A 12,759-nucleotide genomic window follows, 5' to 3' on the forward strand; every position below is an offset into this window, starting at 1 on the left:
AATTATAGACTCCAATGTTAAATTTTGAAAGCGTAAAAAGGCAATCAAAGAAAAGTATTATGTTTGTGTTAATTTAATAATAGTAGTCAACAGAAGGAAATATAACTTCTGTCTCTTTAAGAAAAATCTTTGAAAATCACTTTAAAAAACAGCTATTCTGGTCGTAACTTCTTTATATTAGGAATTGTATTTATAATTCTTACTGTAATTTCGACATATATATTAAGCGGCTTAATTACTGAAGTTTCAGAGAAGTCAAATGCAGAAAGTACGAAGCACAGTTTTATAAAAAGACAGGAGGTAATTGCACAAGAATTTTCGCGTTTACTACTCAATCAAAAAGAAATTGAAAGAGTCATCGAGGTTAGTAGTCCCGAAAAATTGTCTGATAATTTAAAAGTAGTGATTGCGATACATGCTGGTGATAGTATCATAAAGAATAATTGGTTTCAAATAGATAGTAAGAATATAGAATTTACAGCTTTAGAGAACGACCAAAGTTCAAAAGCAGATCTAAAAGCTTTCATTGATACAATAGGTAATAAAACAGCGTTCAATAGCATAGTCAATACTAACAAAGTTTTTTTATGGCGGATTTATTTTAAGACATCTGCAGCAAATGGTACGATAGTTAAGTACGGATACGATGTTGATTTACAGTCGCTTCAATCTTATTTTTATACTGTGGATCAAAATGAGTTTAACTACGCTTTCGTATTCGACAAAAACGGAACAGTACTGTATCACCCAGAAGCAAAATTTTTAAAACAAAATATTTTTAAAATCACTAATCTTTCAAGACGTGATACTACTTTTCAAAATGCAGATAGTTTTAGTAAAAAAGTAGCGCTTTCAGAATATCTTAAATTAGATATCGTGCGTTACACTAAAAGGTTGAATATAAAAGGGACTCACTGGTACGTAAGTGCTAATTTCCCTAAAGAAATCGTAAAAGAAGATGTGAATTTAATAAAAAAATATGCTTCTTCTATCTACTTTATTACCACAGGAATACTAATCGTTTTTTTTTACTTGTTTACCATTTTTAGTCGTAGAAACTTCCGTGAAAAGGAAGTTTTGATAGAAGACCGAAACAAGCTTCTAGTGGAAAATGAGATCATACACAAAGAGAAAGCACTGATTCAATTACAACAGTTAAAGGAACAAATTAACCCTCACTTTTTATTCAATTCATTAAACTCTTTGTACATGCTTATAGACAGTAATACTGATCTAGCACGTAAGTTTACATTGAACCTTTCTAAGATTTACCGTTATTTAATTAATCCTCCCATTCAAAACGTTGTAACACTTAAGGAAGAATTACTTTTTATCGAGAAATATATATTTTTACAGCAAACTCGTTTTACGACTGAGTTTGTCTTTACTATTACTATTGAAGACGAGAGTGCGTTAGCGAAAAAAGTACCGTATTTAGCTTTTCAAATTTCGATAGAGAATGCTATCAAGCACACAATTGCCTCTGAAGAACATCCTTTGAAAATTGCAATTACGATTAGGGAAAAAGAGGTGATTATCAGCAATAATTTAAACGAGAAACAAAACTCCTATCAACAATCCAAGTTTGGTCACAAATACTTAGACAGTATCTATAAATACTACTCTACAAAAGGTTTTAGAACCTATAAAGAGGATGGGTATTATATCTGTATTTTACCGCTTATCTAGGAAATAAAACACTCACTCCCAAAAAAAAGCCACTCACTCCTTTTTGTTTTTTTTAAAACAATAGATACAATATTTTAGCGATAAATTAACCTAAAATTAACTTAAATGAGGGAGATATCATTGTTGTTTAATCTAAAAAATATTATTCTACTTGCAATTATACTGAGCAGTAGTTCGATAGTTGCTCAAAAAAAGAACAGAAAAGATAAAGAGGATCAAAAAGAACAAGTTAAAGATTCTACAAAAACTCCAAAGGGGAAAAAATACGATGATCTTATCAAGGAAGGTAAATTCAAAAAAGGACTTTTCAATACCATACAAGTAAATACAGACCTTTATTTTGAAATTAATGATTCACTTTTTGCGAGAGAATTTTTAGTTGTCAATAAAATTTCAAATGTTCCAATGCCTGTTAACGAAGCGGGTTTAAATAAAGGAATGAATTATGAAAATAAGATTATCTCTTTTCACAAAGATCTTGTTGCTAAAAAAGTTTGGGTAAAAGCATCAGTTCCAAAAGTTTCTTCTCCTGTAGGCGATGTAATTACAGCATCTGTAAATGATAATTTCTCAGGCTCTATAATTGAAGTTTTTGATATAGTGAGTAAAAATAACGATTCTACTTCTATAGTCATCAAAGCCAATAAAGTTTTTGACGGAAAAGAAAAAAGTTTTAATGATGTTTTGAATAATATAGGTTTTGGAGGTTCAGTTAAATCAGAGTTATCCTATATAGAAAGTGTAAAAACGTTTCCAAATAATATTGTAGTAAAATCGCAGTTGACAACTTCTGTTAATGAGGGCGGGCCTGCGCTATCGGTTACGATTGGTGTAACAAGTAATATTGTTTTATTGGATAAAGTTCCAATGAAAGCTAGATTTTCCGATAATCGAGTAGGGTATTTTACAGAGAAGCATTGGTATTTTAACGATAATCAGCAAGCAATGAGTGAAAAAGAACTTATTACGCGCTGGAGATTAGAACCTAAAAAAGAAGATATCGAGAAATATAACAATGGCGAATTAGTAGAGCCTAAAAAACCTATTGTGTATTACATCGACCCATCAACACCTAAACAATGGCGACCTTTTATTATTGCAGGAGTTAAGGATTGGCAAATAGCTTTCGAAAAGGCAGGTTTTAAGAATGCTATAATTGCAAAAGAACCTACTGAAGCAGATACGGATTTTGATATTGATGATGTTCGTTATTCTGTTATTACTTATGTGGCTTCGCCAAAAGCGAATGCTATGGGACCTTCTGTTATTGACCCTAGAAGCGGCGAAATAATTGAATCAGATATCATTTGGTGGCATAACGTAATGACTTCTTTGCAAAGTTGGATGCGCATACAAACAGGTGCAATTGACCCGAAAGCCAGAGCAAATAAGTTTAGCGATCAACATATGGGAGAAGCAATACGATTTGTGTCTTCTCATGAAGTTGGTCATACTTTTGGGCTAAAGCATAATATGGGAGCGTCATTTGCTTATGATGTTGAATCGTTGCGTTCTAAAGAGTTTACAGCAAAAATGGGAGGTACAGCTCCATCTATTATGGATTACGCGCGATACAATTACATCGCCCAACCCGAAGATAATGTTGTGGCAATTACACCAAAAATAGGACAGTATGACCAGTATGCTATCGAATGGGGATACAGATGGTATTCTAACGAAATGGAAGAACATAATGCATTAAATAGCTTGATTACAAAACATCAAAATGATCCTATTTATTTTTATGGTGAACAACAACCAATGGACCAAACAATTGACCCTAGATCACAATCTGAAGATTTAGGAAATGATGCCATGAAAGCGAGTGAATATGGACTTAAAAACCTAAAAAGAGTAGTTAGTCATATTCTAGAATGGACGTATGACAAAGATGAATCCTATTATCAAACTGGAAAACTTTATATAGGAGCAATTGGACAGTGGAATCTTTATAATTATCATGTTTTAAGTAACCTAGGAGGTATCTATTTGAACACAACAGTTCATGGAGATAATAAACCGAGTTATGTTTCTGTACCAGCTTCAATACAAAAAAGAGCCGTTTCTTATCTGTTAAAAAACAGTATTACAATTCCACAATGGTTGTTTTTTAATCCAATTCTAGATAAAACTAATCCATTGAAGGATTCACCTCTGGGACCATATGAATATACCCCATATACCTTAGCTAGAGAATTGCAATACGGCATCCTTTATAATATGTTAAGCGATGATCGTTTATTAAGAATGACCGAAAACGAATTATATCAGCGTAATGGTACTAAAGAAAATGTGTTTACGGTAACAGAGTTATTCAGCACGATGCGTCAAACAATTTTTGCTTCGACCATGCAAAATAAATCACTAAGCATAATGGAAAGAATGACTCAAAAAAATTATGTTGATGTTCTAATCGTTTCGACAAATAAACTTTTTGAAAAAACAGATCCTAAAAAAAGCATTCTATTTGATCAAAATTTAAATATGCCTCATTTATGTAACTATCTCGACGAATCTACAATGGCAAGAAATATTAATCAGTCGTCATTAAAAAGAGTCACAGAGGTTACTTCTGATAAAAAAGGAGAACTAAATCAAATACTGCAGTTACTTAAATCTAAGAAAAACATAGGGAAGCAAGAAACTAAAAACCACTATTTTGACTTGATTCAACGTATTGAAAAAGCATTAAACACCACTCTATAATCTATTAACAAATTCTAAAAACAACCAAATGAAAAATTTATTTTATATCCTGAGTTTCTTTCTCGCTCTGACTGGATATGCGCAAGATACCAGAACAATCACCGGTAAGGTGGCCGATGCCAAGGATGGTTTACCTATTCCTGGAGTAACGGTTTATGTAGAAAATAGTTCTGTGTCAAACAGTACATCACAAAAAGGAGTTATTGAGAGTGCTAGTATTGGTACTGTGACCGACTTCGATGGTGCTTTCGAATTAAAAATTAATAATAACACAACTAAGATAAGAGTTAGTTACATGGGGTATCAGCCCTATACGATAGAAATCACGGCTCAAAAAGCATATAAGGTTTTTCTAAAATCGGATATGAGCGAACTTGACGAAGTTGTTGTAACTGGGTATCAGAAAATCGAAAAAAGAAAACTTACATCTGCTATTGCAAAAGTAGAAATGGCAAATATACAACAAGCTGGTGTGGCAAGTATCGATCAAATGCTTATTGGTCAAGTAGCGGGTGTAGCAGTTAGTCAAGCCACAGGAGCTCCTGGCGTTGTAGCTAAAATTAGAGTTCGTGGTACTGCTTCTCTTTCTGGTTCGCAAGACCCTTTATGGGTATTAGATGGTTTACCATTAGAGAGTAACGATGTTCCTAAAAATTATGATAAAGACAATATAGATGTTTTAACTAACTTTTCTATCGCCGGATTAAACCCCGAAGATATAAAAGATATAACCATATTAAAAGATGCTGCTGCAACTGCAATTTATGGAGCAAGAGCTGCAAATGGTGTTATTGTGGTAACGACTAAAAAAGGAAAAAAAGGAAACATGAGAGTGAATTTTACAGCTAATACTTTCATTACACAACGACCTGATTTTTCAAAATTAAACTTATTGAACTCTTCTCAAAAAGTAGATTTAGAACTAGCATTGGCTTCTAGAGAGGACTTAACATATAGAGACAACGGCGGACAAATTTCCCGTATTCTAAATCAAGCTGATGAATTAGTAGCTTATAGATCGGGAGGTTTTACGTCCTTGACTCCAGAGAGTCAAAGCTCAATTAACGCTTTAAGAAATAACAATACAAATTGGGGTGATTTAATTTATCAAGATGCCGTAAATCAACAATATGGGTTAAGCCTTTCTGGTGGTGGCGAAAAATCAGATTATTACTTCTCTTTAGGAGCTTACAATGAGGAAGGAGCTACTATAGGAACAGGGTATGACAGATACAACCTTACATTGAAAAATAATTTTGAAGTAACGAATAAATTGAATGTTGGTGTTGGGATTTTTGGTACTGAAAGCACGACAAAATCTTACATTACTGATACAGACTCCTTTACAAGTCCGTCTAATTATTCTAGAAATGTAAATCCATATCAAACGGTATTAAATCTTGACGGAAGTTATAATTACGATCAAGATATTAGTGGGTATTCAGATCGCTATGTTCCATTTAATATTGTAGAAGAAAGAGAAAATACATCTTACGAATTAAAAAGCAGATCTATAAAAGCTTTATTTGATATCGATTATCAAATCACAAAAAAATTAAAAGCAAGTTCTCAAATCGGTTTACAATTCGATAATACCTCTACGGAGAAATTTGCAGACAAAGAAACCTATTTCACTAGAAAAGAAAGAGAAAAAACACGTAGATATAGTAATGGAGGTTATAATTATTTTCTTCCAGAAGGCGGTATTATTCAAAATACCAACGTAGATTTCTTTCAGTATAACTGGAAAACGATGTTAAACTATGCTACCGTTTTGAATGGTAAACATGAAATTGAAGTTATGGCAGGAAGCGAATTGAGAAGAAATTATAATACTTCTATCGCTACAAAAGGATTTGGTTTTGACAAAACAACATTAACGACACAACAAATCATTTTTCCTAACCAAAGTGTTTCTAACGAAGCAGCCTATAGAACTTATCAGAAAACAGAAAATGAAAATGCATTCGCATCATTTTTTGCTACAGCCTCTTATACTTATAATAAAAAATATACTTTTTTTGGAAGTGTTCGTTATGATGGTTCTGACTTATTTGGTGCAGATCCTAAATACAAATACCTACCATTGTGGGCTGTTTCAGGTTCTTGGTCAGTATCTGAAGAAGATTTCTTGAAAAATAACGAAGTGATTTCTAACTTAAGATTACGCGCTTCTTATGGTTTACAAGGAAATATAGACAAAAACACCTCGCCATTTGTAGTTGGAGAATTTAAAAACACTACTATTTTACCAGGTCAAACAGAACCTATTATTACCATTCTATCACCTCCGAATGATAAATTAAGATGGGAAAAAACAAGTAATACCAACTTAGGGATGGATCTAGGTCTATTCAATAATCGTATTAATATAATTACAGATGTTTACGGAAGAAAAAGTACTGATTTAATAGGTTTACAATCTCTTCCTCTTGAAAACGGCTTTGAATTTACAAACGCTAACTGGGCGCAGGTAACAAACAAAGGATTTGAAATTTCGTTAGCTACTCAAAACATCAGCCATCCTAACTTTAAATGGCGTACAAATATAAATTTATCACATAACAAAAGTAATGTCGACCGTATTCAGGTAAGATCTAACAGTTATTTACCGTCAAGAGAAGGACTTCCTGTTAATGCTGTTTTTGCATTAAAAACTGCTGGAATTGACGATAATGGATTCCCTTTGTTTCAAAACAAAAAAGGAGAAATCGTAAATACTCAAACCTTTTTTGCGTTGTTTGATCCTTATGCTGATTTCTTCCCTGGTGAAATATCACAATCTACTCTTTCGGCCGAGGAAACAAGAGATTTGTTTACCTATGTAGGTGATTTAGATCCAAAATTCACCGGAGGTATAACCAATACTTTTAAACTTTATGATTTTGATTTAACATTTGCCGCTTCTTTTAACCTTAAGCAAACTGTTGTCGAGAAACCTTCTTATAATGGTACAATTGTAGATCGTAGTCAAAACTATTCTATTGATATTTTGAATGCTTGGTCACCAGAAAACACAAGTTCAAACTTTCCCGGAATAACAAGTAAGACATCTGGAAGTGGAGACTCTTGGATGGCACAGCAATGGTATTCTGGTGGAAATCCGATTGGAACTTATGATTTGTTAGATACTTGGGTCCACGAAATGAGTTATATGAGATTAAGTAGTATTCGTTTAGGATATTCACTACCTAAAAATGCCGCTAAAAAAGTATTTATGGACAATGTTAGATTCAGTATTGAAGGCAGAAACTTATTTGTTATAAGCTCTGATTACAATGGCTATTTTGATCCCGAAACTTATGGAAACATCTATTCACAACCTATAGCGAGATCATTTTCTATAGGATGTAACTTAACTTTTTAAACTGATTCAAAATGAAAAATATATTAAAATACATATTCTTTTTTGTAGCAACAACCACTCTTGTGAGTTGTGATGATTACCTAGACATAAAACCCGTAGGAAAAGTAATTCCTGAAACTTTAACCGACTATAGAGCTGTGCTTACAAAAGGATATGATGTTTATCCTAATCATAAATCATTAACAACAGTAAGAGGTGATGAATTACTTCTTAACGAGTATAATGATGATTTGATTTACTTTAAAGATATTTATACTTGGAACGATGTAAATCCGGATCGTATTACAACCACTTTTCAATATGCGGATTTGTATAACACTATTTTTTATACAAATGTAATAATCAACGAAGCTTCTAATAAACTTGAAGCTTCCACTGCTAAAGACCAATTAATTGGCGAAGCTTATGCTTTAAGAGCAATGGCTTATTTCGATTTGGTAAATTTATTTTCTAAACCCTATAATGATGCTACTGCGAATGCAGATCGAGGTGTTCCATTAGCGTTAGAAATAGATTTAGAACATATTTATACACCAGAAAATGTTAAAGTAATTTACAATCAAATTATTTCTGATACAGAAGAAGCAAACAAACTATTAAATGTAGATGCACAAGCTAAAGGAATTAATTATCGCTTTTCTAAAGCGGCATTGTATACAATGGAATCTCGCATCTTCCTTTACCAAAACGAATGGAGCAAATCATTAGCAGCAGCTGAAAAAGCACTTGCACTAAAAAGCACTTTAGTAGATTTAAATTCAACAGCAGTTCTTGCTAATAATTATGATACTGTTGAATCTATTTTGGCACTTGAAGACGTTTTTATTAATAGATTAAAGAGTGCTTCTTATGCGTCACCAACATTGACAAACGTTTATGACAAAACAACTGATTTACGTTTTTCATTGTATTTTGAAGTTAGTGGCAGCCGTTTTAGATTTAATAAAGGTGGTGAATTATATCAAAAGTGCTCTTATAGAACCTCTGAATTATACTTAACAAAAGCGGAGACATCGGCACATTTAAATGATCTTGCCACTGCCAAAACAATTGTTTTATCTTTTATTAAAAACAGGTATACTTTAGCAGGAATTAACAATTTAACGAACTCAATCAATGCAATGTCACAAACGGCACTTTTAGATTTTATTGCACTTGAAAGACAACGTGAATTTGCTGTAGAAGGTCAACGCTGGTTTGATTTAAGAAGAACAACCCAAAAACAAATAACACATACGCTAAATGGAGAAGAATATACGCTGATAAAAAACGATCCGCGATACACTTTGCCTTTTCCGGCTGATGCCCGTTTAAACAATCCTGAATTGTAAATCTTAAAGCTCCGTTTTTTAACGGAGCTTTTTTTTTAACTTTGTATTAAAAAAAACAAAATGAAAATAGCAATTATCGAAGATGAAAATCTTGCATCAAGCTATCTGAAATCTATTCTTGAACGACAGACAATACTTTCTATCTCTGAAATCTATATACTGAAGTCTGTGAAAAATGCTACCATTTTTTTTAAAGAAAATAGCGTTGATCTTGCTTTTATGGATATCCACTTAGGAGATGGTAAAAGCCTTGATATTTTTGAACAAACAACTATTTCATGTCCTGTTATTTTTATTACTGCTTATGATTCCTATGCGGTTAAGGTGTTCAAGCACTTTACAATAGATTACCTTTTAAAGCCTTATGCAGAAGAAGAGTTGTTAGAATCTTTGATGAAATATAAAAACATAAAAGACACTTTTAATCCAGTATTAATTGTTAAGTCTTTGACTGAAATTGAAAATAAAAACAATATTCAGTATAATTTTTTGGTAAACCATAGAGACAAACTTATATCGATAAATGATTCTACAATAGCTTATTTTTTTGCTACGGGGAAACATCTTTTTATTCATACCAATACGGGGCACAGTTATTTATATAATAATAATTTGAAAGATTTGGTCAATACAATTGATTCTGTTCTTTTCTTCAAAGTAAGTAGAAAATACATCATCAACAGAAATCATATTCAGGAGATTGTTAAACATAATAGTCAAAAAATAGAGATACTGTTAAACGTAACGCTACCAGATTCAGACCCACTTATTTTAAGTAAAAAAGAAATTAGTAATTTTAAGAATTGGTTAAATTCTTAAAAGTATAAAACACTAAAAAGCAAGTAGAAAAGGATGTGTGTAAATTAGGTACAGTAGAACTCAATTTAAGTTTTATAATCCTATATACAATTCTTAGAAATTAGTAGACGTTTTGTGTGGAATAAAAAGAAAAACGCATCTCAATCTATTTATGTTAGTACTGCTTAATTTCTATCACAATTTCTATAAAACGATGTCTTTGGATTTATAATGATGACGTTAGTGGGGGAATGTTGTTTTAGCGATTAAAACTGCATTTAAAAAAATCGTAAATTTTATTGCAAAATTTTGATGAGCCAGATAGGGCGGTGTGGCTACAGTAGCAGTTATTAAAAACGATAAATAATCCCTGAATACAATCCAATAAAAACAGGTTTTAAATTTCCTGTTTCGCTAGAATAAGTATTGAGTTGGTACTTCAGCATGGGTTCAAAATTTAACTGAAATGATTTAGCAAATTGGTATTTAAACCCCAGCCCAAAATTAGTGCTGAAATGTATCGAATTTAAATTAGTTGCTTCTCCCAATTTGAAATTAGCTTCAGGAGAAACTAATGCTATTTCGTTTTTTTTCAAAAATAAAGTACTTATTCCACCAATGATATTGATACCAATTTTTTTATCCAAAACAGCATAAGAAAGTTCAAGTGGAACTTCATAATACCCCATTTTTTGATTGATAGAGCCGGTGCTTGTTTTTTGTAAATTTTTTTCAAAAGAAATTAGGGAGTTGTAATTGTCTTGATTTTGAATTTCTATGTCTTCAGTGGTTGTATATTTAAGATTTTGTAAGCTATTAATATTTAAGCCTGCACCATACGACACGTCATTAGTGTTATAACCTACCGAAAAGGTATTAATTCCTGATCGTAAGGCGATTTTATTACTCAAAGCATAATTGATTCCAATACCATAGCTAAAGCCGCTACCAGACGTTTTATTGTTTTGGGACAATTGCGGGTCCATGGCAGATCCAGATGAATTTGTGTTGAGGTACATTGCCGCAACATTAGGAACTAATTCCCATTTGTTTTTATGAATAAGAGTAACTATGTCCTCTTTTTTACCTTCTTTCTCTTTTAAAAGTTCTTCGAGCTCATTTGGACTAGAAATTGGAGATTCAATTTTTTCTGTATTAGTTTGAACAACTTTTGAACCTTGTTTATCTTTTAGAAGTATTGCGGTATTATTTTTATTTAAAAATGATTCTTCTAATATTAGATCTTTCGTATTGCTTTTGTCAACAAGAGCCCCATCACTATTAAGTTTTTCCTTTACTATCTTATTTTCTTCTAGCGGTCTATTATATTCTTTTTGATAAACCGTAGTACTATTTTGATATTTCGCTTCAGAATCGTTGGTTTTTGACTTCGTTTCTGTAGAAAATTGGTCTGTATTTGTTCGGTTTGATTTAGATTCTTTATCATTAGTAATAACTATTTTAAGTGTTTTTCTTTGATCTGTTTTTTTGATACCTTTTCTGGTTTTAGTCGTGGTAGAGTCGACACTAGAATTGGGTATAGTTACCATTTCTTGTTCTAAAACGATAGTTTTTGTAGGTTCATTAGTCTTTTTTAAACTAGTATCTAAAGCTAAGAAACCAAGAAATAATGCCGCAGCAATACCTGCGTATTTAAACCATATTGGTATAATTCTTCTATCTTTTTTTTCCTCATTCAAAGCAGCTTGGATGTTCAGCCAAGTTTGATCATTAGGGTCTGTTTCAAAATCTTTGAATTTTTCTTGAAAAAATCGGTCTATGTTTTTTTTGTTTCTCATTTTACCGATGATTCGTGTTTAATTTCGGTTATTTTTTCTATTTTTTCTTTTAAGATTAATCGCGCTCTAAAAAGATTTGATTTTGTAGTTCCAGTAGAAATATAGAGCATTTCGCTAATCTCTTTATGAGAATATCCATCAAGTACATATAAGCTAAATACAATTCTATATTGATCTGGTAATTCGTGAATAATTTGCATTAGAAAGTCGAGAGAAATATTATCATGATCAATATCAAGTTCGACATCGGCGATCGTATCATCTAAAACCTCCATAAATCGAACTCCTTTATATTTTTGAAGGACATTATTTATAATTATTCTTTTAGCCCAGCCCTCAAAAGAACCTTTGTTGCTAAACTGCCCTATTTTTCTAAATATAAGTAAGAATCCGTCTTGGAGATTATCTTGTGCGTCCGCATAACTAGATGAATATTTTAAACATACCCCAAAAAAATTTTTGGCGAATAATAGGTACAACTGTTCTTGAGCCTTAGGGCAGTTCTTTTTACACTCATTAATTAATTGTTCTAATACCACAGAATTACGTTATTTTTAGTCAACAACTTGAATTTCTACATTTTCAAATAAGTCTTTGCCCTCCAAATCTTTCCCTTTGTAAAACTTAAAAATATAAGAACCGGAATTTGTTGGGTAAAAATCAAATGAAACTTCAGATTCTGCAGGAACCACATCAGTGCACACTTGGTCGTTTTTTACAGCGGCCTGTATGGCAATAGTTCTAATGTTTGAATCTTTACTATAGTAAATACCTTGATAAAGATAACATTCTGTGGGTTTACGATACTTCAATTTTATTGTATAAGTTTCTCCTAATTTGAAGCTTTCAGGAAGTAAATAGCTTTCAATAGGAAGTATTTCATACTGATAGTTATCTTCATAATCGTTATCGATACTGCAGCTAAAAAAAGTTGTTGCTAGTACGAATAGTAAAATAATTTTTTTCATCTTTCAATAATTTAGTACATTATAAATAGGAGTTTTATTAGTAAATAAGTATCCCTCTTTTTTAAAGATGCTGAATTTTGCAAAAGGTTGCGTCAAAAAAG

At 31.9% G+C, this 12,759-nt stretch carries 8 protein-coding genes; 5 read left to right on the plus strand and 3 right to left on the minus strand.

Translation table 11 applies throughout. From position 1 onward, the window contains the following. Positions 1–129: 129 nt before the first annotated feature. From QO182_RS09285 to QO182_RS09305, 5 genes are all read left to right on the plus strand, one after another. Positions 130–1,689 carry a sensor histidine kinase gene (locus QO182_RS09285; protein ID WP_371561163.1) on the plus strand — a complete coding sequence of 520 codons (1,560 nt, stop codon included), beginning with the start codon at positions 130–132 and terminating at the stop codon, positions 1,687–1,689. Positions 1,690–1,794: 105 nt separating this feature from the next. Beyond that, a complete protein-coding gene (locus QO182_RS09290; protein WP_371561165.1) occupies positions 1,795–4,395 on the plus strand; it encodes a zinc-dependent metalloprotease in 2,601 nt (866 codons plus the stop codon). A gap of 28 nt (positions 4,396–4,423) precedes the next feature. Further along, positions 4,424–7,762 (plus strand): SusC/RagA family TonB-linked outer membrane protein, encoded by a 3,339-nt coding sequence (locus QO182_RS09295; RefSeq protein WP_371561167.1) that lies wholly within the window; start codon positions 4,424–4,426, stop codon positions 7,760–7,762. 11 nt (positions 7,763–7,773) lie between these two features. Further along, positions 7,774–9,093 carry a RagB/SusD family nutrient uptake outer membrane protein gene (locus QO182_RS09300; RefSeq protein WP_371561169.1) on the plus strand — a complete coding sequence of 440 codons (1,320 nt, stop codon included), beginning with the start codon at positions 7,774–7,776 and terminating at the stop codon, positions 9,091–9,093. 60 nt (positions 9,094–9,153) lie between these two features. Beyond that, a complete protein-coding gene (locus tag QO182_RS09305; RefSeq protein ID WP_371561171.1) occupies positions 9,154–9,912 on the plus strand; it encodes a LytR/AlgR family response regulator transcription factor in 759 nt (252 codons plus the stop codon). Between the two features lie 329 nt (positions 9,913–10,241). Here QO182_RS09305 and QO182_RS09310 read toward each other — a convergent pair whose 3' ends face one another. From QO182_RS09310 to QO182_RS09320, 3 genes are read right to left on the minus strand one after another with little or no spacing between them, the layout of a single operon-like run. Next, positions 10,242–11,690, minus strand: a complete 1,449-nt coding sequence (locus QO182_RS09310) for a hypothetical protein (protein WP_371561173.1) — start codon at positions 11,688–11,690, stop codon at positions 10,242–10,244. Then, entirely contained in the window at positions 11,687–12,229 is a 543-nt protein-coding gene (locus tag QO182_RS09315; protein WP_371561175.1) for an RNA polymerase sigma factor, read from the minus strand. Before QO182_RS09315 ends, QO182_RS09310 begins: the two co-directional genes overlap by 4 nt. 15 nt (positions 12,230–12,244) lie before the next feature. Next, entirely contained in the window at positions 12,245–12,658 is a 414-nt protein-coding gene (locus tag QO182_RS09320; RefSeq protein ID WP_371561177.1) for a hypothetical protein, read from the minus strand. Positions 12,659–12,759: the final 101 nt, after the last annotated feature.

Source organism: Flavobacterium sp. Arc2, assembly GCF_041431385.1.
Lineage (GTDB): Bacteria > Bacteroidota > Bacteroidia > Flavobacteriales > Flavobacteriaceae > Flavobacterium.